Annotated in this window: 27 protein-coding genes, 1 tRNA gene and 1 riboswitch; of the genes, 14 read left to right on the top strand and 14 right to left on the bottom strand. The window is 45.2% G+C overall.

The window, feature by feature from the left end; translation table 11 throughout:
- Window positions 1-3 precede the first annotated feature (3 nt).
- On the top strand, window positions 4-420 hold the full coding sequence (locus tag BLQ53_RS16870; RefSeq protein ID WP_244499385.1) for an SA1362 family protein: 417 nt from the start codon (window positions 4-6) through the stop codon (window positions 418-420).
- Between the two features lie 13 nt (window positions 421-433).
- Here BLQ53_RS16870 and BLQ53_RS16865 read toward each other — a convergent pair whose 3' ends face one another.
- Both BLQ53_RS16865 and mntR read right to left on the bottom strand, forming a co-directional pair.
- Window positions 434-1,321, bottom strand: coding sequence for a patatin-like phospholipase family protein (locus BLQ53_RS16865; RefSeq protein WP_093728487.1), 888 nt, complete (start codon window positions 1,319-1,321; stop codon window positions 434-436).
- 86 nt (window positions 1,322-1,407) lie between these two features.
- Entirely contained in the window at window positions 1,408-1,827 is a 420-nt protein-coding gene (mntR, locus tag BLQ53_RS16860; protein ID WP_093728486.1) for a transcriptional regulator MntR, read from the bottom strand.
- 193 nt (window positions 1,828-2,020) lie between these two features.
- Between mntR and BLQ53_RS16855 the strand changes: the two genes are divergently transcribed.
- Window positions 2,021-2,407 carry a rhodanese-like domain-containing protein gene (locus BLQ53_RS16855; RefSeq protein WP_093728485.1) on the top strand — a complete coding sequence of 129 codons (387 nt, stop codon included), beginning with the start codon at window positions 2,021-2,023 and terminating at the stop codon, window positions 2,405-2,407.
- A gap of 36 nt (window positions 2,408-2,443) precedes the next feature.
- On the opposite strand, the gene gcvPB is transcribed toward BLQ53_RS16855, so the two are convergent.
- From gcvPB to gcvT, 3 genes are read right to left on the bottom strand one after another with little or no spacing between them, the layout of a single operon-like run.
- The gene (gene gcvPB, locus BLQ53_RS16850) at window positions 2,444-3,907 is read right to left on the bottom strand and encodes an aminomethyl-transferring glycine dehydrogenase subunit GcvPB (RefSeq protein WP_093728484.1); all 1,464 of its coding nucleotides are present in this window, start codon (window positions 3,905-3,907) and stop codon (window positions 2,444-2,446) included.
- Entirely contained in the window at window positions 3,891-5,249 is a 1,359-nt protein-coding gene (gene gcvPA / locus BLQ53_RS16845) for an aminomethyl-transferring glycine dehydrogenase subunit GcvPA (protein ID WP_093728483.1), read from the bottom strand. Before gcvPA ends, gcvPB begins: the two co-directional genes overlap by 17 nt.
- 11 nt (window positions 5,250-5,260) lie before the next feature.
- Window positions 5,261-6,361 carry a glycine cleavage system aminomethyltransferase GcvT gene (gcvT, locus tag BLQ53_RS16840; protein ID WP_093728482.1) on the bottom strand — a complete coding sequence of 367 codons (1,101 nt, stop codon included), beginning with the start codon at window positions 6,359-6,361 and terminating at the stop codon, window positions 5,261-5,263.
- Between the two features lie 158 nt (window positions 6,362-6,519).
- A riboswitch (glycine riboswitch) is annotated at window positions 6,520-6,608 on the bottom strand.
- A gap of 193 nt (window positions 6,609-6,801) precedes the next feature.
- Here gcvT and BLQ53_RS16835 point away from each other — a divergent pair.
- Complete coding sequence (locus tag BLQ53_RS16835; protein ID WP_093728481.1) at window positions 6,802-8,457, top strand: DEAD/DEAH box helicase; 1,656 nt, start codon at window positions 6,802-6,804, stop codon at window positions 8,455-8,457.
- Window positions 8,450-9,289 (top strand): YqhG family protein, encoded by an 840-nt coding sequence (locus tag BLQ53_RS16830; RefSeq protein WP_093728480.1) that lies wholly within the window; start codon window positions 8,450-8,452, stop codon window positions 9,287-9,289. The genes BLQ53_RS16835 and BLQ53_RS16830 overlap by 8 nt, the downstream gene beginning before the upstream one ends.
- Before the next feature lie 16 nt (window positions 9,290-9,305).
- On the opposite strand, the gene BLQ53_RS16825 is transcribed toward BLQ53_RS16830, so the two are convergent.
- Window positions 9,306-9,473 carry a YqzE family protein gene (locus BLQ53_RS16825; RefSeq protein WP_093728479.1) on the bottom strand — a complete coding sequence of 56 codons (168 nt, stop codon included), beginning with the start codon at window positions 9,471-9,473 and terminating at the stop codon, window positions 9,306-9,308.
- A 189-nt stretch (window positions 9,474-9,662) separates the two neighbouring features.
- Here BLQ53_RS16825 and comGA point away from each other — a divergent pair, with 189 nt between their 5' ends.
- From comGA to BLQ53_RS16785, 8 genes are all read left to right on the top strand, one after another.
- Entirely contained in the window at window positions 9,663-10,739 is a 1,077-nt protein-coding gene (gene comGA, locus BLQ53_RS16820; RefSeq protein WP_244499384.1) for a competence type IV pilus ATPase ComGA, read from the top strand.
- Window positions 10,624-11,682 carry a type II secretion system F family protein gene (locus BLQ53_RS16815; protein ID WP_244499389.1) on the top strand — a complete coding sequence of 353 codons (1,059 nt, stop codon included), beginning with the start codon at window positions 10,624-10,626 and terminating at the stop codon, window positions 11,680-11,682. Before comGA ends, BLQ53_RS16815 begins: the two co-directional genes overlap by 116 nt.
- A 14-nt stretch (window positions 11,683-11,696) precedes the next feature.
- Window positions 11,697-12,005, top strand: coding sequence for a competence type IV pilus major pilin ComGC (gene comGC, locus BLQ53_RS16810; RefSeq protein WP_244499383.1), 309 nt, complete (start codon window positions 11,697-11,699; stop codon window positions 12,003-12,005).
- Complete coding sequence (locus BLQ53_RS16805; RefSeq protein WP_093728475.1) at window positions 11,992-12,432, top strand: type II secretion system protein; 441 nt, start codon at window positions 11,992-11,994, stop codon at window positions 12,430-12,432. Before comGC ends, BLQ53_RS16805 begins: the two co-directional genes overlap by 14 nt.
- Complete coding sequence (locus BLQ53_RS16800) at window positions 12,416-12,739, top strand: hypothetical protein (RefSeq protein ID WP_093728474.1); 324 nt, start codon at window positions 12,416-12,418, stop codon at window positions 12,737-12,739. Before BLQ53_RS16805 ends, BLQ53_RS16800 begins: the two co-directional genes overlap by 17 nt.
- Complete coding sequence (comGF, locus tag BLQ53_RS19475) at window positions 12,723-13,133, top strand: competence type IV pilus minor pilin ComGF (RefSeq protein WP_093728473.1); 411 nt, start codon at window positions 12,723-12,725, stop codon at window positions 13,131-13,133. The genes BLQ53_RS16800 and comGF overlap by 17 nt, the downstream gene beginning before the upstream one ends.
- Entirely contained in the window at window positions 13,108-13,473 is a 366-nt protein-coding gene (locus BLQ53_RS16790; RefSeq protein ID WP_093728472.1) for a hypothetical protein, read from the top strand. The genes comGF and BLQ53_RS16790 overlap by 26 nt, the downstream gene beginning before the upstream one ends.
- 39 nt (window positions 13,474-13,512) lie before the next feature.
- Window positions 13,513-13,583, top strand: a tRNA-Gln gene (locus tag BLQ53_RS16785).
- Window positions 13,584-13,616: 33 nt separating this feature from the next.
- Here BLQ53_RS16785 and BLQ53_RS16780 read toward each other — a convergent pair.
- Window positions 13,617-14,237: an MBL fold metallo-hydrolase gene (locus tag BLQ53_RS16780; protein WP_093728471.1), complete on the bottom strand. Its 621-nt coding sequence runs from the start codon at window positions 14,235-14,237 to the stop codon at window positions 13,617-13,619.
- A 145-nt stretch (window positions 14,238-14,382) separates the two neighbouring features.
- Here BLQ53_RS16780 and BLQ53_RS19015 point away from each other — a divergent pair, with 145 nt between their 5' ends.
- Complete coding sequence (locus BLQ53_RS19015) at window positions 14,383-14,532, top strand: hypothetical protein (protein WP_170829751.1); 150 nt, start codon at window positions 14,383-14,385, stop codon at window positions 14,530-14,532.
- A gap of 41 nt (window positions 14,533-14,573) precedes the next feature.
- Here the strand turns inward: BLQ53_RS19015 and BLQ53_RS16775 are convergent, their stop codons facing one another.
- From BLQ53_RS16775 to BLQ53_RS16760, 4 genes are all read right to left on the bottom strand, one after another.
- Complete coding sequence (locus BLQ53_RS16775) at window positions 14,574-16,508, bottom strand: LTA synthase family protein (protein WP_244499382.1); 1,935 nt, start codon at window positions 16,506-16,508, stop codon at window positions 14,574-14,576.
- 81 nt (window positions 16,509-16,589) lie between these two features.
- Window positions 16,590-17,567, bottom strand: a complete 978-nt coding sequence (locus BLQ53_RS16770) for an ROK family glucokinase (RefSeq protein ID WP_093728470.1) — start codon at window positions 17,565-17,567, stop codon at window positions 16,590-16,592.
- On the bottom strand, window positions 17,560-17,781 hold the full coding sequence (locus BLQ53_RS16765) for a YqgQ family protein (RefSeq protein ID WP_093728469.1): 222 nt from the start codon (window positions 17,779-17,781) through the stop codon (window positions 17,560-17,562). The genes BLQ53_RS16770 and BLQ53_RS16765 overlap by 8 nt, the downstream gene beginning before the upstream one ends.
- Before the next feature lie 139 nt (window positions 17,782-17,920).
- On the bottom strand, window positions 17,921-18,976 hold the full coding sequence (locus tag BLQ53_RS16760; RefSeq protein ID WP_093728468.1) for a M42 family metallopeptidase: 1,056 nt from the start codon (window positions 18,974-18,976) through the stop codon (window positions 17,921-17,923).
- Between the two features lie 62 nt (window positions 18,977-19,038).
- Here BLQ53_RS16760 and BLQ53_RS16755 point away from each other — a divergent pair, with 62 nt between their 5' ends.
- Window positions 19,039-19,866, top strand: coding sequence for a hypothetical protein (locus BLQ53_RS16755; RefSeq protein WP_093728467.1), 828 nt, complete (start codon window positions 19,039-19,041; stop codon window positions 19,864-19,866).
- On the opposite strand, the gene BLQ53_RS16750 is transcribed toward BLQ53_RS16755, so the two are convergent.
- From BLQ53_RS16750 to BLQ53_RS16740, 3 genes are all read right to left on the bottom strand, one after another.
- On the bottom strand, window positions 19,860-21,392 hold the full coding sequence (locus BLQ53_RS16750) for a rhomboid family intramembrane serine protease (RefSeq protein ID WP_170829750.1): 1,533 nt from the start codon (window positions 21,390-21,392) through the stop codon (window positions 19,860-19,862). The two genes, BLQ53_RS16755 and BLQ53_RS16750, sit on opposite strands and share 7 nt — an antisense overlap.
- Before the next feature lie 54 nt (window positions 21,393-21,446).
- A complete protein-coding gene (locus BLQ53_RS16745) occupies window positions 21,447-21,635 on the bottom strand; it encodes a hypothetical protein (RefSeq protein WP_093728465.1) in 189 nt (62 codons plus the stop codon).
- A gap of 63 nt (window positions 21,636-21,698) precedes the next feature.
- The gene (locus BLQ53_RS16740; RefSeq protein ID WP_093728464.1) at window positions 21,699-22,256 is read right to left on the bottom strand and encodes a 5-formyltetrahydrofolate cyclo-ligase; all 558 of its coding nucleotides are present in this window, start codon (window positions 22,254-22,256) and stop codon (window positions 21,699-21,701) included.
- Window positions 22,257-22,374: the final 118 nt, after the last annotated feature.

Genomic DNA, 22,374 nt, shown 5'->3' with positions numbered 1-22,374 from the left:
GGGTTGCGTAGATCTGGGTCTTCCATCATCGTTTTTGTTTTGATTGGGCTTGCTGCCATCGGGGTCGTCATGCAGCTCGTGACGAGTCCAGGCGCATTTTTCCAGAATGTGCTTGTTTGGGTTGGTGGTGCCGTTCTATTCGGTGCTTTGCTCTACTTCATTCTTACACGCCTGCGCGGCCGTGCCACAGCTGGCGGCAGCAGCAACGATATGCAGAAATATAAAAAAGCAGTGAAGCAGTCAAAGCAAAAATATAAGCAGCCAAAAGCCCGCCCTGTCAATAAACCTGCAAAATCAGCTGCAAGCATAAAAAAAGCATCTGCTGCCAAAAGAAAGCGATCCATCAAAGATCGGTCTCGTGGTCCGCAGCTTCGTGTCATCGAAGGCAACAAACAAAAACGGAAAAAGTCGAGCATCTGATGCCCGACTTTTTTTATGGCCAGCGTTTCAGGAACCGCTCCGCCTTGTCCCTGCCAACTGCTATCAGCTTTTCCTTTTCATCAGCAGAGATAGTGAAATCTGCCATTCCGATACCCTCTACCGGAATGAAGATGATATCCTTTGCCGTACCCTGATTGATATGTCGCATATCATGCGCTACCTTCATCGTCTTAAAGAGTGCATAAAACAAATCAAAGGATTGATGAACTTTCTGCACAGGAATTTTTTGTACAGCTTCACTCAGCTTCATTCCCAAAATCGGGCGCCTCAAGAGCCTTTCATCCCCTTCCAAAGTCCAAAGCGGAAAGTTACTGAGCAGTCCCCCATCCAGCAGCAAGCTCCGTTTTCGATTCCTGTATATGAGTCTTGCCGGCATGAAAATATACGGAATACCTGCACTCATCCGAATGGCACGTGCAACTGGAAAACTGTCGCCATCGATCCCATAAGTCTCAGCCAGATCATCCGGGAATACGATCAAGCGGCCGAGCGTTACATCGGCTGCAATCACTTTCAGCGTTTTTGGCTTCAAATCTTGAAAGGTGTATACCTGCTTTTTCGCCAATGCTTCGTATAACCATCTTTCCAAGGCATTCCCTTTGTATAAACCCATCTTAAAATAAAGCGTCAGCCAGTTAGCGAATGGGATGAACTTCGTCAGCTTGATTGGATCTGTGAATTTGCTGATATCGGTTTCTTGCAGCAATGCTTCCATCTCTTTCCCATCGTAACCAGCTGCCAGCAAACCTGCAACGATCGCACCGGCGGAAGTACCCGCTACGTTCTCAAACTCGTATTTCTCCTTCTCAACAGCCTGAATGGCACCGATGAAAGCAAAGGCCTTCACCCCGCCACCTGAGAAAACGCCGTCTATTTTCATAAGCACGCTCCATGATGACTTTTTATTATACCTAATCAAGGAGCTGTTCTTTTAGAACAAAAAAACCATCCGAATTGGATGGCTGGTTAAGACTTTTGGTCATGCCTAATTTTGATCAGTGCTTCTTGGCGTTCCTTGTCTGCCTGGAAGAATTGAACGAGATTACCGATCCGTTCGATGGAATTCCAACTCAAGTGATGCTCGATCCCTTCTACATCGTGATAGATATTCCCTTCCTCGACACCGATGATCCGAAGGAAATCTTCCAATAGTTCATGCCGGTATACGAGCCGTTTGCCGACCTGTTCCCCTTTATCGGTCAAAATCAATCCTCGATATTTTTCATACTTCAAATATTCATCTTTATCCAGCTTCTGCACCATTTTTGTGACAGAGGAAGGATGGACTTGCAGATTCTCTGCTATATCCGATACACGAGCGTACCCTTTTTGCTCCATTAATATGTAAATTTGTTCGATATAGTCCTCCATACTGGGTGTAGGCATAATACTCCTCCATTCAAACCACTGCGGCTTCTACATCTTTACATGATACACTTTTTTCAGCGGACAAACAAGCCAACAAAGTTGAATCCGGACAAAAGTGTTACACTTATTTGAACGGGTGTAAAAATTCTTTGAAAATAAGTACTTGCTTGCTATAATATAAGCTGGAGTATCAGCAGATGGGGGAAATGACATGGAAGCAGTACTGGTTATCGGCATTGCACTCGTTGTATTCATTCTTTACAGTGTAATCCGTTATTTTATTCAGAAGAAACATTTAAAAACTCTTACAGAGGAAGAATTCAAAGCTGGCTACCGTAAAGCGCAGCTGATCGATGTTCGCGAGCCGAAGGAGTTCGACGGAGGACATATCCTGGGGGCCCGCAATATCCCGCTGACACAACTTCGCTACCGGATGGCAGAGATCCGAAAGGACAAGCCTGTTTACTTGTATGATCAAAATGGTACACGTACCGTACGAGCTGCAGCTATGCTGCATAAAAAAGGATGCCAGGATCTTAACCAGCTTAAAGGCGGCTTCAAGGCCTGGAGTGGTAAAATCAAGCGTAAAGGCGATTGAAAAAGAGCTTTGCACGTAAGGTGCAAAGCTCTTTTTTCATTCAGGTATATAACGAAGGATCGGCTTTCTGGCAGCAGTCGTCTCATCCATTCTGCTGACGACTGTCGTGTGCGGTGCTTCCTGGACGATCTCTGGATTTTGTTCTGCATCTGCAGCGATCTCCAGCATCGTATCGATGAAACTATCCAATGTTTCTTTTGCTTCCGTTTCGGTCGGCTCGATCATCAGCGCTTCCTCTACGTTGAGCGGGAAGTAAATAGTCGGTGGGTGATAGCCAAAATCAAGCAGCCGTTTGGCCATATCGAGTGTCCGGACACCAAGCTTTTTCTGCCTGCGTCCGGAAAGTACGAATTCATGCTTACAATGCTGCGCATATGGTAAATCAAATGCTTCACTCAAGCGACGCATCATGTAGTTGGCATTCAAGACAGCATATTCACTTACCCGTTTCAGTCCTTCTGGCCCCATCGTCCGGATGTATGTATATGCACGGACATTGATACCAAAGTTTCCGTAATAAGGCTTCACGCGTCCGATTGAATCTGGACGGTCTTCGTCAAGGATGATTTCTCCTCCCGATCTGCGTACGATTGGCTTCGGCAAAAAGGCAGCCAGCTCCTCCGATACACCCACAGGTCCCGAGCCTGGACCACCGCCGCCATGCGGGCCGGTGAACGTTTTATGCAGGTTCAAATGCACGACATCAAAGCCCATATCACCAGGGCGTGTGTATCCCATGATGGCATTCAAGTTGGCACCGTCATAATACAATTTACCGCCTGCTTCATGGACGATCTTGGCCATTTCCAAAATGTCTTTTTCGAACAGCCCGAGTGTATTCGGATTCGTGAGCATCAGTGCTGCTGTATCTTCTCCAACGACACGGCGCAAATCATCCAAATCAACTAGTCCCTGTTCGTTCGATTTAACAGTGACAGATTCGAATCCAGCAACAGTTGCCGAAGCAGGATTCGTACCATGGGCAGAGTCCGGCACGATGACCTTGGTCCGCTGCGTCTCCCCATTCTTCTCATGTAAGGCACGGATCATCATCAGTCCGGTCCATTCCCCGTGAGCTCCTGCTGCTGGCTGCAAACTAACCTCATGCATACCAGTGATTTCTTTCAGCTGCTCCTGCAGATCAAACATAAGCTCCAGCGCACCTTGTGCTGTTTTGGGGTCTTGGTATGGATGCACATGGCTAAATCCATCCATTCGGATAACATCTTCATTGATTTTCGGATTATACTTCATCGTACAGGAGCCAAGCGGATAGAATCCGGAGTCGACACCATAATTTCTTCGGGACAGTGCTGTATAATGCCGGATGATCTGCAGCTCGCTTAACTCCGGCAATTCGGCTTGTTCACTGCGGATATAATCTGACTCGAAAACTTCCGATAGATCCGTTTCTGGAACATCAAGCGGCGGCAAACTGTATCCGGTCCTGCCTGGTTTCGTTTGTTCGAATAACAATGGGAAATCAGTGTTGTTTTGCATGGACTGCCGCCACCTCTCTTACGAATGTATCAATCTGTTCTTTCGTGCGCTGCTCCGTCACAGCAACAAGTATGTGGTTCTTCAAACGATCATCTGTCCGTCCCAAGTGATACCCCCCGATAAACCCTTGTGTAACCAGATGATCATTCAGTGCATCCGCATCGTCGTCTATTTTAATTACCAATTCATTAAAGAAGGCGCCTTGGAATACGACTTGCAGCCCGTGTGCTTCAAGCTGCTTTTTCATATATTGGGCTTTTTGTATATTCAAGTGCGCCATCTCAGCCACACCTTTTTTCCCTAGTGCACTCATTGCGACGGAAGAAGCCAACGCATTCAGTGCCTGATTGGAACAAATATTCGATGTTGCCTTATCCCGGCGGATATGCTGCTCCCGAGCTTGCAGTGTCAGGACAAATCCGCGTCTGCCTTCTTCATCCTTCGTTTGTCCGACAAGCCTTCCCGGCAGTTTACGCATCAATTTAGCCGTGCTTGCGAAATAACCGCAGTGAGGACCTCCGAACTGTGCCGGAATGCCGAATACTTGTGTATCACCAACTACAATATCGGCTCCGAAGCTGCCTGGCGGTGTCAAGTATCCCAGCGCCAAAGGATTGCTGGACACAACCATCATCGTTTTTGGCTGTGTATCAATGATTTTTCGAATGTCGGCAAGTGGTTCGACTTGACCGAAGAAATTTGGGTACTGGATGATGACGCTTGCCGTATTTTCATCCACTAACTCTTCCAACGCTTGTAAATCAGTCAATCCTTCCTTATGCGGGACAGTGACGATTTCCAAGTGCTGTCCTCTGCCATAGGAATCAATCACTTGACGCGATTCCGGATGAACCGCTTCAGACACAATGATCTTTCTCTTCTTTGTATGACCCGCGCTCAATGTGGCTGCTTCGGCAAGAGCTGTTCCGCCGTCGTACATGGAACTATTCGCTACATCCATTCCAGTCAGCTCGGCTATCATTGTCTGGAATTCAAAAATGGCCTGCAGCTCACCTTGGGATATTTCAGGCTGATAAGGTGTATAAGCTGTATAAAACTCTGATCTGGAAATAACATGATCCACGATGGAAGGAATGTAATGATCGTACACACCCGCACCAAGGAAGGAAGCATGTGTTTTCATGGTGACATTGCGATTTGCCAAGCCAGCAAGTTCCGCTTTCAGTTCTCCTTCGCTCTTCGGTTCTTTGATCCCAAGCGGCGCTCTCAGACGAACCTCCTCCGGAATATCAGAGAAAAGCTCCTCTGTGTCCTCCACACCGATCATTTGCAGCATTTCTTCTTTGTCTTGCTCTGTCATCGGTAAGTATCTGAATTCCATGGCGTATCCCCCTATTTCCGCTTATAGAATGGTATTGCGACAACCTTGGCCTGTAATCTCTTTTTCCGGATCTGCACCTCTACAACATTGCCTTGTTCTGCAGCATCTGCTTGTATAAGGGCAAGGCCGATAGATTTATCAAGTGTAGGCGACTTGGTGCCAGTCGTTATCTCCCCAATCTGTTCATCTTCGCTGAAGACCGGATACCCATGACGAGGAATGCCTTTATCCAGCATCTCGATACCGACTAGTTTTCGCTCAGTTCCGTTCTCTTTTTGCTTTTTTAAGACTTCTTTGCCGATGAAGTCGGCAGATTTATTCGTTTTCACCGCAAAGCCGATACCTGCTTCGACTGGCGTGATTTCCTTTGTCAATTCATTTCCATACAAAGGCAAATTCGCTTCAAAACGCAATGTGTCCCTTGCTCCAAGTCCGACTGGCTGTAGGTTATATGGCTGGCCTGTCTTTAACAGCAGTTCCCAGACAGCTTGCCCGCTTGCAGCCGGCCCATAGATCTCAAAACCATCTTCACCCGTATAGCCTGTGCGAGAGATTAGAAAATCCCCTTCAATGTCTTCCAATTTCGCAGGGTAAGCAAATCGAAAAAATGAAATTTCCGATAATTTTGCCGCTGTCACCTGCTGAAGGATTTGCTCCGCATGGGGTCCTTGGAGGGCAACCTGCATGTAAGCTTCTGACTGATTCTCGATTTCCACGCCATCACGCTTATGGCTAATCAGCCATTTGAAATCCTTTTCGGTATTGGCGGCATTGACAACCAATAGATAACGATTTTCCTCCAGCATATAAACAATCAGATCGTCCACTGTTCCCCCGTCTTCATGACACATGACGCTGTACTGTGCTTTATTCGGGACGAGCATATCCAGGTCATTCGTCAAGACATACTGCAGGAAATCCTTACTCGCCGGTCCATGAACCAGAATCTCCCCCATATGGGAAACATCGAATAAACCAGCAGCTTGCCTGACAGCATGATGCTCTTCCTGGATGCTGCTGAAATGTACCGGCAGTTCCCAGCCTCCAAAATCGATCGTCTTGCTGTTTGCCTGATAAGCAGGATAAAGCGGTGTTCTTTTCAACTCACTCATCATCCTTCTCCTCTCTTATGTACCTCGCAACAAAAAACAGAGCCCATCTCAAATACATTTTGAGGGGCTCTGTCCATTTACCAGAAAGTTTCTTATCGTCACTTGGACCATAATTGCTTCTTGGGTGGCTTCCACTATGGAAACACTCTCCAGAGTTGCGTCGTGCTGGAGTTCTTTTGCCTGAGAGATTCACTCAATATTTGCTCCTTCGGCGCCGCATAACAGCGGTCTCTCCTCCAACATTCACTCGCGGTTTATGAAATTGTAAATCGCGGGCATACTAACAGACAATCAACCTATAAAAAAGCAAAATCCAAACATTCTAACAAAAAATATTAATAATGTTTGGTTTCAGCCTCATTATAACATAACAATTTTAGATTGTGTCTATCTTTTTATGCTTTTTCATGATACTCCGAAAATAAGGAGATGAGTTTACGATGCATACGGAAATACACGATGATAAGCAATTTATCGATATGATGGATGAGGTGCTGCAGCACGAAGGAGATACAGCATCCTGGGAGCATTTTCAAATGGCTTATACAGCTGCCAAAGAAACGAATATCGACACCTTCACTGGTTTGGTCGCTCCCGGGTATCTGCCCCACATGACCTTCCATCCGCACCAGCTCCAAGCGAGCCGGCGGGTAGTCGAGGAGATGAACGGACGCGCCATCCTGGCAGATGAAGTAGGCCTGGGGAAAACGATTGAAGCAGGTCTTGTATTGAAGGAATTGATGATTCGCGGCTTAGTGAAAAAAGTACTCCTTCTTGTCCCTGCATCCCTTGTCAACCAGTGGGTGAATGAATTGAATTCCAAATTCCATATACCAGCCGCTTCCCAGCGCAAGCAGTATGTGTGGGAGCATTACGACGTGATCGTCTCCTCCATCGACCTGGCAAAGCGCTCACCTCACCGGGAGATCATCTTGGAACAGGACTACGATTTCGTACTTATCGATGAGGCACACAAACTGAAGAACAGCCGTACAAAGAACTACGCCTTCATCCAGGCTCTAAAAAAGAAATATTGTCTGCTGCTGACTGCAACGCCAGTTCAAAACAGACTGAGTGACATTTATAATCTCGTATCCTTGCTTAAGCCTGGCTATTTAGGCAGTTATAAGCAATTCAAAGATACATATGGAGATAATCGCAAAGATGCAGAAGAGCATCATTATTTGAAGGAACTCATCCGTAAAGTGATGGTTCGCAACCGCCGCGAAGAAACAGGGCTGCAATGGACAAAGCGGAAAGTCGAAACCATTTGGATCGATTTCACCGAAGCCGAGCGACGGGTGTATGAGCATATGCAAGATTCCACAAGCGCTGCAGCAACTTTTGCGAAAATCACCCTGCTCCGCGAATTATGCAGCTCCAGGGAAGCAGCCTATTTATCCATGAAAAAGATGGTGGAGGAAAATCCCGAGACAGATCATGCCTATTTGCCGCTTATGAAAGAAATCGAACAGCTCCCCCAGCACAGCAAAGCATTGAAAGTTGTCGAGCTGATCAAGGCAGCGCCGCCAGGAGAGAAATTCATCATCTTCACAGAATATCGTGCAACGCAATTTTATTTGCAATGGACACTGAAACAGCATGACATCTCGTCTGTTCCTTTCCGCGGCGGCTTCAAAGCCGGCAAAAAGGACTGGATGCGTGAGCTGTTCGAAAAACACGCCCAAGTTCTGATCGCAACCGAGGCCGGAGGCGAAGGAATCAACTTGCAATTTTGCAGCAATATGATCAACTATGACTTGCCGTGGAATCCGATGCGGCTGGAGCAGCGTATCGGCCGTATCCATCGTTTCGGTCAACAGAAGGATGTGCAAATCTATAATTTTGCAGTTCGAGACACACTGGAAGCACATATACTCGAGTTACTGTATAAGAAAATCAATTTATTCGAACGGGTAATCGGTAATCTCGATCATATCCTTGCCGAACTTCAATTATCCGATATGGAAAAAGAAATCAAAAAAATCTTCGCTGATTCACGATCCGACGGTGAGGTCAAAGTCAAGCTCGACAATCTGACTGCGGTCATCACCGAAACCGGACAACAGCTGGAAAGGGAGAAATTACATGGATAAACAAACACTCCATCAGTTTTTGCGAAAATTTTTCGTATCGAATGGCTGTAAGCTTCTGGAAGAAAAGGAGGGGCTGCTCCGGTTCCTGCTGACACCCGAATTGGATGAGGAATTGATGAATCGGCCGTTTTATTGGCGTTATAAAAAAAGACTTGGTCAAGAAGGCGATCCGATGGAACTGACTCTCCTGACTGACCCAAACGAGACCGCCGAAAAAGCAGAGTATATACATTTCGGGAGCCCGCGCCTGCACAAGATTTTCCGTCTCATTCGTGACTCCGCTCAAGTTGCCCGTCTATATGAAAAGGTGGATACAGCTTCTCGGACACCGTTGTACCCATGGCTCATCCGTAATATAAGCGTGCATTTTTCCGGCAAACGCAAACGTACGGAAACACATTCTGTTGGATTACAGCTATTGAATGGTCAGCTTGCAACCGATTGGATGGAGAATTTCTCACAGGTGGAATTCAAACAGCAGATTAGCGATCAATGCTATTGCCTCTCCCCCATCATCCGATACCAAAGCGGCTACCAGCGAATCAGCAGCTATATGCAGTCTTATTTGGAGACTGTCGATGATAGCTGGGTGAAGGAAACAGCAGAAACGCTCAAACAAGAAGAAGAATTACTGGCACATTTCTTTGATCAAAGCGGTCAGGAAGAGCTTGAGCCGGAGATACGAGAAGAAAGAGCTGCATTGTATAAAAACGAGTTGGATGCAGTGCACAAAAGACTAATACCATCCATTCAAATGGAAACGATCAATGCCGGCATCTTTTATCTATCTGAAGAGACAGCACAGAGACTGCTCCATAAAAAAGAGGCCTGAAGCACGTTCAGGCCTCTTACTTTTTACGACGGAAAAATAATTTGAAAGCAAATGGCAGAACACCAAACCACTTTCCATGCAGCTGATGCTTCTCCTTATCCTTTGGTTTCTTTTCCTGCTTCGGTGCGTCCATTTTTTTCACCAGCTCCTGTGCTACGAATCGGAAATAATCATTAGAGGACAACTCCTAACCCCCTTACTTTTATTTATTAGCGTGGCCAATTTCAATTCTTTCCATACAGCATGAACCAAGATGCCTGTACGTTTCAGGGTAAATTGTTTTTAAGCATGCTTGCATGGTTGATTTCAGCATTTTCTCGATATGACGACCCTGTTGTCTTGTAGTAAAGTATCCGCTAAGGAGGTGACATACTTGCAGGACAGTCCTTCGTATTACGCAGAAAATCTAATGGAGGAAGCAATAAGGCAGCACGCATCAGATATACACTTTACACCAGAGGCGAATGAAATAAGCGTTTATATACGAATCCATGGAAAACGAATCCTTCACAGCCGTCTTTCGGCCATGCGCTTTCGCAAGCTTATCGCCTACTACAAGTTCGTCAGCGGGATGGATATTGGGGAAATGCAAAAACCTCAGGACGGGGCGATGCCATTTTCCTATAAAGGACAAAAACAATATTCCCTCCGGCTATCCACCTTGCCCCTTAAGCAAACGGAGAGCTTGGCAATTCGAATCCTACCTCAGAGTGAAGCTCCTTTGCTCGATCAGCTCTTTTTGTTTCCTTTTCAAATCCACAAGTTGCGCCAGTTGTTGGTGGAAAATACAGGAATCCTGTTGTTTACCGGACCTACAGGCAGCGGGAAAACGACGACGATGTATGCCCTTCTCCAGGATTTATTGCAAATGAAAGCATATCAAGCCATCACTTTGGAAGACCCAATTGAAAAAAGAATGGAGAATATGCTGCAAGTACAAGTGAATGAAAAGGCTGGCCTTACCTACCAAGCAGGGTTGAAAGCGGCGTTGCGTCATGATCCCGATGTGCTGATGATCGGAGAAATCCGGGACGAATCCACCGCGAGTTTTGCTTTTGAAACGGCCAGGACAGGACATCTGGTCATCAGTACGCTGCACGCCAAAAATGCCGCAGGCGCCATTCATCGATTAAGAGAAATGGGGATACCAGAAGCAGATTTACAACATACCTTGATCGGTGTGGCTTCACTGGAGCTGCTTCCTGTCACTGCGCCACGTTCTTCTCGCGCTGCCATTATGGAGCTGGCAGATTCTGGTCAAATCAGCTGCTTGCTGAAAGCGTACAACACGTCTTTCCTGACATTTGCGAAACTTAGGAGGAAAGCCTATGCATATGGTTTTATCACGGAAGAAAATTATCAGGTTCAAGAAGGAAGACAAACTGCTATCTATGGAACAGCAGATGCTTTTCCTACAACAGCTTCACCGAATGCGAATGCAAGGCTATGATATGGCTCATTCATTGGATTTCCTGCACTGGCAGCCGAAATGGCAAACCATAACCCGGAAGTTACAAGAAGGTCTACAACAAGGTCTCAGACTGGATGAAGCATTCTCTCACGCTCGTTTTTCACCTTTTATCGTCATCCATCTCTATGTGGCCCATCACGATGGAAACCTGGGAGATGCATTGGAACGAAGCTATACCACTTTGCAAAAACAGATGCTGCAGCTGACGAAATTCAAGAAAGTTACCCGCTATCCTGTTTTTCTTCTCATCAGTATCTTTTTGCTTCTGCTCTTCGTCAAGTTGTACGTTTACCCTTCTTTTCTTTCCCTATTCACTTATTCAGCAGATTCTGCAGACCTTCTTGGCTTCTTTTCCAGTTTGGTGAATTTGTTTTTGTATGGCAGCTTGGCTTTCGGTGCGATTGGCATCGGACTATTCCTCTCTCAAGATCATCTCCGGAAACGATTATCATCAGAAAAGAAACGGTATTACCTGGAAAGACTGCCTGGCATTCATCGGATAGCTCGTACACGGACAAGTTTTCAGTTCGCCATTCAGCTTGGAAATCTTCTTACAGCAGGACTTTCGCTATATGAAAGTCTTCAGCTTTTATCCAAACAGCATTATCACGACATGCTGCAGCTGTACAGCAGCATATTGCTTTCCCAGCTGTCTTCCGGCCGGACGATGGACGAGTGCCTGCCTGGTTTGCCGCTGCTCGATGCGCAACTTCAGAGCATTCTTATAAATCAGGGAGATGTCGCATCCCAATCGAAGGATCTGCTGATGTATGCAGAAATCATGACTTCCAAAATGGAGGAACGCACGAAGACCTACCTTCATCTCCTGCAGCCTATTCTGCTATGCATCATGGCCCTTTGTATCATTATCGTTTATCTATCTTTGCTGCTGCCCATGTTCCAGATGGTCAATACATTATAGAAAGAGGTTCACTAGTGAGAAACGAAAAGGGATTCACATTGGTTGAAATGCTTATAGTCTTACTCGTCATTTCTGTTTTGATGATCCTGGTTGTACCGAATCTGGCTGATAAAAATGATCGTGTCCAAACGCAAGGCTGCGATGCGTTAGTAAAATTAGCCGAAAGCCAAGTCCAAACATATAAAATCGATCATGGAACAGCCCCTTCCTCTCTGTCCCAGCTTCAAGACGGATACTTGACGGAGACGACATGTCAAGGCGGTAAACGCACCTTGGTGATCAGTCCTGGAGGCGGAGTTTCGTTAACAGATGTATCAGGATAATAAAAATGGAGGTTACAGTTTACTTGAATTGATGATCGTGTTGGGTTTGTCTTCCTTTTTGATTGCAATCGGTACTGGAATCTATCACCATCTTCTCGTAAAAGCAGAAGTGAACCAATTCAAACAACAACTGGAACAAGACCTTCTTTATCTCCAGCAATACACCCGGTTCGACAGGACAGCCAAGCTTTACCTGGAAAAAGATAAATACGAGATATACTCCGGGCAACTGAAGAAAGATCTATTAGTCCGGAAAATCCCAGAAGGTTATACAATCAAAATTTATCCTGAAGCCATGACATTTGCTTTCAACCAATCAGGTACTGCACTAAATCCAGGCAGTCTGACCTTATCCACACCAACAGGAACTGAAAAGCTTGTTTTTCAGCTCGGCAAAGGAAGGGGACGCTATGAAAACAGCTCCTAAACAAAGTGGTTTTCTTTTATTGGATGCTTTGTTCAGCTTCGGTATGTTCCTGCTTTTGTGTACCTTGCTGCTACCCTTATGGATAGATTTGCGAAAAGAACAACTCATCCAAGAAACAAAGGCCACTTATTATAGCCTGCTCCAAAATGAACTGGCCAAACCCAATCCGAAAAATCAAAAGTCGTATGAAGGCGAGTTAGTAGTAGAGTTGGCATTCAGTATCGAGGATGGCATGAAAAAAGGATGTCTTGAATTAAAAGGAGGTGGAAGAAAGGAGAGCAGCTGCTTATATGGGTATCTCGAGTAATAAAGGCTTCACACTACTGGAAGTATTGATCGCACTAAGTATTTTGATTCTAATCCTCTCATCCATTCCTCCCCTGCTTGGAACCATGACGCAAAATACAGAAACAGAGTCATTATCAATCCGACAAGCTCTGCACTTCATTTCAATGGAAGTACACAAAGGAAACGTTGTAAGCATAGAGGAAAATAAGCTTTTCATTGAGGACCAGCAAGGAAGGTTAGCTGTTTTTGAACAATATAAGGATATGATACGAAGACGCGTTAACGGTAAAGGCCATGAAATCTACCTTCATCATATTGAGAATTTGGAATTTCATCTGGATGGAAGCATAATAACTGCTATAGTTCGAGGAAAAGAGGGAAGGTTGTATGAAAAGCGGATTATTACGGAATGAAAAAGGATTCCTCCACCCTTTCCTCCTTTTCCTTACAGCTTTTTTCCTGCTCTTGATCACTTCCGGCAGCTTGCTTCTTACCATTAGAGTACAATCAACGGAACTTCTGTTCGAGCAATACAAATTAGAGCAAGCTGCGTCCATTGCAACCAATACTGTCGAAAAACACTATCTCCAAAATCTGAATGCAGAGGAAAAAACGCTTCAAATTCATAACGATGCTGTAGAAGCCGATGTAACGATCAGCAAGAATGATGAACAGATTGTTGTGCATTATGTAATCAAAACAGATTATACGGAAAAACCGATGATTTTTTATAAAAAATATCACTCTTCATGAATAAGATCGTTACAATCGTACAAACTAATCTTTGTACGATGGGCTATAGCCAAGTGGTAAGGCAGCGGGTTTTGGTCCCGTTATCGTTGGTTCGAATCCAGCTAGCCCAGTAAAATGAATCCCGCCGATATGGCGGGATTTTTTTATGTCAGGAATGGATTTTTGGCTTGCTCTTCCCCTATTGTCGTTTTCGGACCATGTCCTGGATAGACTTCATAATCATCCGGCAATGCCAATAATTGATCCGTTATGCTTTGCATCAAAGTCGGCAGATCACCTCGGTACAAATCGGTTCGTCCAATACCGCGCTGGAACAATGCATCGCCAACGATTGCACGCTTCTGTTCGTGGAAGACCAACGTGACACTTCCAGGGGAATGTCCGGGTGTATGACGGATTTCAAAAGCAAATTGCCCAATTTTCATCTCACCGGGTTTCAAATATTCATCAGCATCCCTTGCCGTAATTTGCTTGACCGGAAACATTTTCGATCCATTCTTGCCTGGATCACCAAGCCAATCGGTTTCTTCTTCATGCAGATAAACAGGAATATGATATATATCCCTGGCATCATCCACTGCCCCAATATGATCGAAGTGGGCATGTGTCAAAAGGATTGCTTGCGGCCGTAGTTCTTTCTGCTTGATCCATTCAATCAATTTGACGCTATCACCGCCTGGATCGATAATCAGGCAGTCGTTTTTTGATTCCACTATGTAACAGTTCGTTCCCATAGGTCCGAGACTTATTGTATGTATTTTCATTTTTTGGCTGCTCCTTTCCAGAAAAACTAAAAGTTCGCTCGACAAGTATATGTTAGTGTACTACTATATAGAAAGTATTTACCAAGCTACTTTTAATACAAGTATAGCAGGAAACCAATTATTTTGCTCATAGGAGGGCAGGCAAGTGATTTTATCCATCATCTTGTTCTTTATTGTATTTCTTTGTGTGCGCACATTTATCATGGAATGCAAAAAAAAACAAGTGGCACAGGCAATCATTACCTTTATTTATGCGGCTGTAATCACGGCTATTTCCATTATCAATTTATTATAGGCCTATCAAAAAGGATCGTTGCAGATGCAACGATCCTTTTTTCAGCTTGCTTTTTCTTTGCCTTCTTCGAAATCATAAAATCTGAGTAAGTCACCATAGATGATCCGATCGGAGTAATTCAGTTCTTTTGTCACTTGTTCCTGTATTGGTTCACAGACACTTTCGATCTGTTCACCGGTTTCCCCGGATATCTCTGCTTCTTCTCCTTCTTTGTCATCGGCTGGTTCTCCTGTCAGCCTGTCATAGCACATATCATTGGTGAACACATAATCATCACTGATGAAATCTCCATTTCGCAATGCAATGTACTCTTTACGATCTTCTGCAAATACATCATTACCGAATTGGATGTCATGTTCGGATTCAATGCCCAACAAACCAAGTATCGTCGGTTTCACATCAATCTGTCCGGCTACCTTCTCCATCACCTGTCCATTTCCATCACCTGGAATGTGGATGAAGAATGGCACGCGCTGATTCTGTACTTGCTGATATGGCGTGATATCTTTGCCCAAGTACTGGCTCATTGCTTTGTTGTGATATTCACTGATGCCATAGTGATCGCCCATCATGACGATGATGGAATCCTCGTATTCGCCAGATTCTTTCAGCTGCTCAAAAAATTGCTGCACTGCCTCGTCTGTATAGCGTGCTGTTTGGAAATACTTATTTAATGTCTGGGAATTGGAATCAAACTGATCGATAGTTGCTTCCTCTTCCGGCAAATCGAATGGGTGGTGGTTCGTCAACGTGATGAACTTCGTATAATACGGCTGTTCCATCTCTTGCAAGTATGGAATGGACTGTTCAAAGAATGGCTTATCCATCAGTCCCCAACCGACTGTGTTCTGATCCTCGCCTTCCGGGATGACGTCGTAGCTATTTTCATCATAGAATGTATCGTAGCCGAGACTGTCGTACATCACATCGCGATTCCAGAAACTGGAATTGTTTGAATGGAAGACAGCAGTAGTATAATTGTGTTGTCCGAGAATTTCTGGTGTTCCGTTATATTCATTCTGTCCATGCGTGAAAAATACAGCACCACGCGGCAATGGATAGAGGGAATTTTCTACCAGGAATTCAGAATCGGAAGTTTTCCCTTGTTCGGTCTGGTGATAGAAATTCTCAAAATAATACGTATCTTTATCTTCTGTCAGACTGTTAAGGAATGGCGTGACTTCTTCTCCATTCAATTCGTTGTTGATCAGGAAGCTTTGCATCGACTCTAAGGAAATGAAGATGATATTCTTCCCTTCCGCCTGCCCGAATTTAGCCGATTTGTCTGTTTCTACTTCTTCATTCACATAAGAGAGGATCTCCGGAAGTTCATTCCCGTCGGCAAAAACGCGCTGTGCTTCTGTCTTTGATTGCATGACAGCATCATAGATGTGGAAGTTGAACAAACCGATGTTCTTGACCAAGTATTCCCGGTCAAATCCGCGGGTGAATAGCTGTGGACGCTCGGCTTCTGCCAGCCCGATGTTTATGATGACGACAGCCGCGATAGCAGCCATGGTCGAAACTTTCTTTCTGCGAAGATAACCGACTGTCATAGTATCTTTATAACGGTAGCTGAAGAACCAGATGATAGCCAAATCCAAAAACAGCAGGATATCCTGTGGATAGATGAGGCTGAGAATACTGCCGCCAAGGTCTGCGGCATTGCTTCCTTGCATGAGGACCGGCACTGTGAGGAAATCACTGAAGTGACGGTAGAAAATCAAGTTGATGTACAAGATGACAGAACCCACGAGGCTGATCGACCGGATGTACCGTACCTGCCATTTACGTGAGAATAATACACTGAGGCCAAATGCCAAAAAAGCACTTACAAACGGATTGAGCAGCAGAATGAACTCCTGCATGGCATTATCCAAACTGATGTTGAATAGGAAACGATATATGATATACGTCTTCAGTCCAAACAAAACTGTCGCCAAAATATATAATGGTGCAGTGAATGTTCGTTTCAAGTAAAAATCCTCCTCATTATAGAACCAAGCGTAAAACAGACGGCAGCAACTTGCGCTGCTGCCATGCACGCATTTCTTTCTTTATTTTGCAGCCTCTTCCAAGTGCTGTTTGACAAGGTACGCAGCACCGTAAACACCAGCATCATTGCCGAGCTGTGCCGGCACGATTTCACATTCATATGTTGTACGCGGCAGTGCAGCTTTTTTGAATGCTTCCTTGATAGGACCGATCAAAGCATCCCCTGCTCTTGATACGCCGCCCCCGATGATGATCCGAGAAGGATTCGTAAGGATAGCCGCATTGGATAAAACTTGTGCCAAGACAGTGGTTGCTCTATCCACAATCCCATTGGCTTGTTCATCTCCTTTGGCAGCGAGCTCGAAAACGTCTTTCGAAGAAACTTGACCGTTATCGGCAAGACGCTTGCCCAAACCGCTCTTTGGATGCGCAGCTGCAGCCTCAGTTGCCAGACGGCTGATTCCGGTAGCAGAAGAGACTGTTTCCAAACATCCTTTGCGCCCGCAATTGCATGGTGCACCATTTTCCTCGACCGTGACATGGCCGATTTCCCCGGCAGTACCATTGATACCATTGATGATATGACCATTAGCAATCAGGCCGGCTCCCACACCTGTTCCCAATGTAATGGCAATGATATTTTCCTGCTGGGCTCCTGCACCCTTCCACACTTCACCCAGCGCCGCCAGGTTAGCATCATTGTCGATAAATACAGGTAAACCAGATAATACCCCAAGCTCAGCCGAAAGAGGAAAGTCTCGCCAGCCGACATTGACCGCTTCTGCGATGACACCATTTCGCGGGACAACGAAACCCGGAGCTCCGACACCAATGCCTTGGATCCTTTCTTTGGCAATGCCGAGTTCGGATAGCTTCAATTGGATCGTTTCCCAGATTTGCTTCGGTATGTGCAAACCTTGCTCGAATTTATCTGTCTTGATTTCCCATTTTTCTACGATTTCGCTCGTATCATCGATGATGGCGAGCTTGATTGTCGTGCCTCCGATATCGACACCGACCAATAATCCATCCTTACTCATTGTTTCCCGCTCCTTCACGACTATCCGATAAAGCACTTATCTCTTTTTTTAAAATTACATTCGCTTGTCCATATTCCTTTAAAGATAATAGTTTATTGTCATACAGCTCCCGCAGCTCTTCTTGCATCATGCTCAAATCGAGCTTGCGGTCTCCGATGTATACAAAAATGCCATACGATTTCAATAGCTGCATTACATCATAAACCGTTTTCATTCATATCACCTAACATATTATAACAACCTTCACCTAAAATTGAAAATGATTTAAGAATACGTTCACACCTTCTTAACAATATGCCTTATTGTAAAAAAAATAACCTGAAGACAATTGACTTCAGGTCATATCTTTACAATTATAACATTTTGCTTTGGAAATAAGCTTCCAACAATGCATAAGTTGCTGCCAGAGCCTTTTCATGTGTCCGCTCGAAGGCATGGGATGCGGCTATGCCCGGCCCGATCAAACCATGGCGGATATCATACCCTGCTCGTATCGCAGCGGATGCATCCGATGAGTAATATGGGTAAATATCCAGCTTATACTGTAAATCGTTTGATTGTGCAAGCTCAGCCAACTGCTCCCTTAACGCATAATGATAAGGTCCGCTGGAATCTTTCACGCAAATGGATACATCGTATTCGGTAGTTGCTTGTCCGTCACCGATCGCTCCCATATCGACAGCGATATATTCCACTACCTCTGGTGGTATACTCGAATTCCCACCGTAACCGATTTCTTCATTATTTGAAATGAACACATGTGTGGTGTATGGCAGCATCCAATTGTCTTCCTTCAACTCCCGGAGCAATTCAAGCAGGATGGCAACACTTGCTTTATCATCCAAATGCCTTGATTTTATGAAGCCCGAATCGGTACGTTCAAAGCGGGGGTCGAACGATATGAAATCACCTACACGGATGCCGAGTGCTTCTGTTTCTTCACGTGAAACGGTCTGTTCATCGATCCGGACTTCGATGTTTTTCTCATTCCGTTTCGCCTCCCCTGCGTCACGGTACACATGTACGGAAGTCTGGTGCATCAGGATTGTGCCGCTATAAGCTTTGTCTTTGCTATGTATCGTACAATATTCTCCCTCGACACTGTTCCAGCGAAAGCCGCCCACCATTGCCAAGGACAAAGTACCGTCCGCTTTTATCTCTTTTACCATCGCACCCAAGGTATCAACATGCGCTGTCAACAAACGATGGTTTGCTGTATCTTTGCCTGGTACCGTGATCAGCAATCCTCCTTTATTGGTCACCTTGGAGGAAAGTCCTAGAGAATCGGCAAAACTGCGGCAAAAATCAATCGCCTGCTCCGTATATCCGGAAGGACTAGGTATATGTACAAGCTTTTCCAATGTTTCTGCAATACGATCAATTCTTTGCAATGCTATCCCTTCTTTCATAACATTTCGGTCTCTTACATAGTATCAATAAGTGAGAGTTTGTCCAATGAGGAGGGCAATGTATGCGAAAACTGCTATTTATCGGATGTATCTTTTTTGCCGTTATCCTTTGTTCCACCTTTATCATTCGCACGCAACAGCCTCAGCCCGTAATCCAGCATTTCCCTATTGATGACACTGCCACTTTCACCGAAACATCCACCTCATTGAAGAAGGTGGATTTTCGGAGGGTCCATTGGCGAATCGAAAGCATCCTCGACAGAGAAGCCTACTTACGCCAGGATGTCGGACTGCTATTTGAAAACGGCAGATTGGTAGGAGTCATGAATAAATGGATGCATCCTGCCCGCAGTTTGATACAGGAAAAAACACTTATCCTTCAGCCAAGCAAGCAGTTGGATGCAGTATCCTTCCATTTTGCTGAACTGCACAAAAACGAAATCACCAGCTCTTTCAAGCTGACCGGCATTCGTTCCTACACATCCGATACATTCGAACTTTTTTCGTTTCCTAAGAACGAAAAAGAAACACAATCAAGGTACACCGCAAAAACAGCTACGAATAAGACCCTGCAGCGAATATGGACAGAAGCCAAACAACAGTTATCCATTCCAGCCAATCAATACACCGAAATACCGCTCACAGCTCTCCCGCATGCCGATCTATCGCAAATCAACGGTCTTTCGGAAAATAATAAAAGGCAGGAAATCATCAGCCGGCTTTGGGAAGGACTTTACCGCAATTATATCGTGCCAATCGGTCCAGCTGTAGCGGATGGAACTGTGAACACTTATGTCCCATTGCTGCTTTTCGATAAATCAGGAAAACATCTGCGTGTCCTTTACCAAGATGAAAATGGGCAGCATAGAGAACTGCTGCAATATTACTGAGAGATCTCTTGCTGAAGCTGTTTGTAATCAGGATTATCCGGGTCGATATCAGCCGCCTTTGTAACATGCTCCAGCGCTTCATCGTCATCTCCTTGCGCATGTAACGCTGCAGCGAGCAGATAATGAGCTGAGTCATTTTCTGGCTGTAACTCAACGAGGCGCTCATAATCATCGATGCTTTTATCGATATCTCCCGTATCGTAATATGCTGCGCCTCGATAAAACAACAGTGCCGGCTCATAAGGAGTATCGGCGTCATGGAGTGCCGCTGTCGTCTGCGCGATAATCGCATCATAATCCATGTGTTCAACTGCTTCTTCCACTTGTAGCAGCTGACGAACCGATTCATTGACAGGACTGGATAAACCGTACCAAATAAGTCCAACCAGCAATATGACAGTCAAAAGAAGTCCGCCAAGCCGGGCTTTCTTGTTCTTCTTTCCAGGCAGCCCGACAAGAAGTGAAACTGCAAATCCTCCGACCAATCCGCCTAAATGAGCGAACACATCAATAACGTGGCTCGCGGAGAAACTGATCACCAAGTTGATAAGCAGAATGACAATCAAACCGTTCCCAATGGTCCGCCAGAACAGCTTCGGATATACAACCCCAAAATAAAGCAAAGCACCAAACAGCCCAAAAATAGCACCTGAGGCCCCTGCACTCAAGTTTTCGGAGAATGCGAAACTCGCCAAGCCGCCAACGATTCCACTTAACAGGTAAATCAAGAAGAAGCGTCGATGGCCGAAAACTTGCTCCGTCAAAGTTCCGAGATAATACAGTGACAGCATATTTGTCAAAAGATGCAGTGCGCCGATATGCAGAAACATGGATGAAGCGATACGCCACCATTCATTTTCCGACAAAATGAGCAGGTTGTACTTCGCCCCAAGCTCAATAAGCACTGCCGAATCGGTAGAACCGCCAAGCAATGTCTCCAAAAGGAACATCACCAAACAAATCCCGATCAGAATATAAACCAGAAGTGGTTTTTTTCGATGGAAAACGGCTTGATCGGCCTGTTGCTGCTTCACAAGCAAACCCCGCAGCCTGCCTTTCTCCATTTCGAGCTCCTGTTCGTCATCCGTTGCCAATGATAAGGTATCCTCCAGCTTCAAATGACGAAAAAGCTTTTGCATCTGGGCATCATGCGATACGCGATCCAAATAATAAAGCTGCATCGGGATCGGTCGTCTGCTTTTGATAATCATGGGCTTTTTCAGCTTTGACCAATCATCAGCTGGTTCCTGATCACCAAAATAGACATTATGTATCCGTGTCTTTTTGGGAAATAAGCTTTTATTCATATTTTGGATTTGATTAGCAGTCTTCAGAATATCCTGTTTCAGATGGTTCGCCCAAGTGAATGTCTTAAGTGAAAGTTTTACGATGTGGGTTATCCCATCCTGCTTCTTTTCCAGCCAAGCGACACGCAAGTCTTCATCAGCTCTTATAAATGTGAAACCGTGAACGGCAAGCAGACGATTGATCATTCTATAATACGCCGTTTCTTCGTTGTAGGTCATACCTCTCCCCCTCTGCCTACAGTTTATCAAAAAAATCATGGAAAAACGCTCAGTTTACACTGAGCGTTTAAATAAAATCGGCAGCATCCGAGAACGCAGGGGCTCAAATCCCATTGAAAGCCGAATCAGCCCTTTGCGCAGGACCGTTACAGCTAAAAGTGCATTCAGCACCCGATACCGCTCCCGTACTAAAAATACGACACTAGCTGCCAATGTCACCGTCGTGATGAGGGATTTCCACATCAGCACCCTTCCTTTCCTATGGGATAACCATAGTGTAACCCGAAAGAGAACCCTCCTATTCGGTCAAAACAGAAAACCATCATCTGTCAAAAGATGATCGACCGGCAGATCAAATGGGGCTATCGGCAGCGACCGCTTGATTTGCTGTTTGCTTGCCAAGGCCAATGTCGTATTTTTAAAATCGGTTAAATAGCGGTCATAATAACCCCCTCCATAACCGAGCCGATAACCCGTTTCTGTAAAGAAAAGACCAGGAACAATAAGAAGATCAATGGAATCCTTCGAAGCGGGTGTACAAAGTTCCGGAATCGGTTCTTTGATGCGGAAAGCCCCATCTGTCAGTTGATCATAGCTTTCGATATAAAAAAACTGCATACCCCTGTTTTCTGTGGTGAGCGGTACACATACTTTCTTCTCTCCCAGCCAGGCTTGCTGAATCAGCCTTGTTGTATCCCATTCATGGGAAAGAGCCATCGTAAGACCGATGCTGGAGGCATCCTTCCAAACGGTGGAAGCAAAAAGAAACTCTGCCAGCTTACGCTCAACTTGCAACTTATCTGTTTGCGGCATCTCTTTCAGCAGCCGAAGCGCCTCTTGTCGAAGTCTTTCTTTATTTACCATCCGCCCGCCCCCTTTTTATGTAATCTCAATTGTCAATATAAGCTAGACAAAACAGCATCATCCAGGTGACTCAAAAATACTTCCAATGGTGTTTGATAGTTCAACGACTTTCTCGGAA

It is taken from the genome of Terribacillus halophilus (assembly GCF_900101385.1).
GTDB classification, from domain to species: domain Bacteria; phylum Bacillota; class Bacilli; order Bacillales; family Amphibacillaceae; genus Terribacillus; species Terribacillus halophilus.
Note: the sequence above shows the minus strand (reverse complement) of the source record. Positions and strands in the feature narration are given on the sequence as shown.

Bases quoted from the DNA above. Each gene is read 5' to 3' on its own strand.
- BLQ53_RS16865 (WP_093728487.1), bottom strand. From the start codon at position 1,321: ATGAAAATAGACGGCGTTTTCTCAGGTGGCGGGGTGAAGGCCTTTGCT.
- BLQ53_RS16750 (WP_170829750.1), bottom strand. From the start codon at position 21,392: ATGACCTACAACGAAGAAACGGCGTATTATAGAATGATCAATCGTCTG.
- BLQ53_RS16780 (WP_093728471.1), bottom strand. From the start codon at position 14,237: ATGAAAATACATACAATAAGTCTCGGACCTATGGGAACGAACTGTTAC.
- BLQ53_RS16805 (WP_093728475.1), top strand. From the start codon at position 11,992: ATGTATCAGGATAATAAAAATGGAGGTTACAGTTTACTTGAATTGATG.
- BLQ53_RS16765 (WP_093728469.1), bottom strand. From the start codon at position 17,781: ATGAAAACGGTTTATGATGTAATGCAGCTATTGAAATCGTATGGCATT.
- mntR (WP_093728486.1), bottom strand. From the start codon at position 1,827: ATGCCTACACCCAGTATGGAGGACTATATCGAACAAATTTACATATTA.
- gcvPA (WP_093728483.1), bottom strand. From the start codon at position 5,249: ATGGAATTCAGATACTTACCGATGACAGAGCAAGACAAAGAAGAAATG.
- gcvPB (WP_093728484.1), bottom strand. From the start codon at position 3,907: ATGCAAAACAACACTGATTTCCCATTGTTATTCGAACAAACGAAACCA.
- BLQ53_RS16740 (WP_093728464.1), bottom strand. From the start codon at position 22,256: ATGGTAAATAAAGAAAGACTTCGACAAGAGGCGCTTCGGCTGCTGAAA.
- gcvT (WP_093728482.1), bottom strand. From the start codon at position 6,361: ATGAGTGAGTTGAAAAGAACACCGCTTTATCCTGCTTATCAGGCAAAC.
- BLQ53_RS16815 (WP_244499389.1), top strand. From the start codon at position 10,624: ATGGTTTTATCACGGAAGAAAATTATCAGGTTCAAGAAGGAAGACAAA.
- BLQ53_RS16745 (WP_093728465.1), bottom strand. From the start codon at position 21,635: ATGTGGAAATCCCTCATCACGACGGTGACATTGGCAGCTAGTGTCGTA.
- BLQ53_RS16790 (WP_093728472.1), top strand. From the start codon at position 13,108: ATGAAAAGCGGATTATTACGGAATGAAAAAGGATTCCTCCACCCTTTC.
- BLQ53_RS16800 (WP_093728474.1), top strand. From the start codon at position 12,416: ATGAAAACAGCTCCTAAACAAAGTGGTTTTCTTTTATTGGATGCTTTG.
- BLQ53_RS16835 (WP_093728481.1), top strand. From the start codon at position 6,802: ATGCATACGGAAATACACGATGATAAGCAATTTATCGATATGATGGAT.
- BLQ53_RS16830 (WP_093728480.1), top strand. From the start codon at position 8,450: ATGGATAAACAAACACTCCATCAGTTTTTGCGAAAATTTTTCGTATCG.
- BLQ53_RS16755 (WP_093728467.1), top strand. From the start codon at position 19,039: ATGCGAAAACTGCTATTTATCGGATGTATCTTTTTTGCCGTTATCCTT.
- BLQ53_RS16760 (WP_093728468.1), bottom strand. From the start codon at position 18,976: ATGAAAGAAGGGATAGCATTGCAAAGAATTGATCGTATTGCAGAAACA.
- BLQ53_RS16855 (WP_093728485.1), top strand. From the start codon at position 2,021: ATGGAAGCAGTACTGGTTATCGGCATTGCACTCGTTGTATTCATTCTT.
- BLQ53_RS16770 (WP_093728470.1), bottom strand. From the start codon at position 17,567: ATGAGTAAGGATGGATTATTGGTCGGTGTCGATATCGGAGGCACGACA.
- comGF (WP_093728473.1), top strand. From the start codon at position 12,723: ATGGGTATCTCGAGTAATAAAGGCTTCACACTACTGGAAGTATTGATC.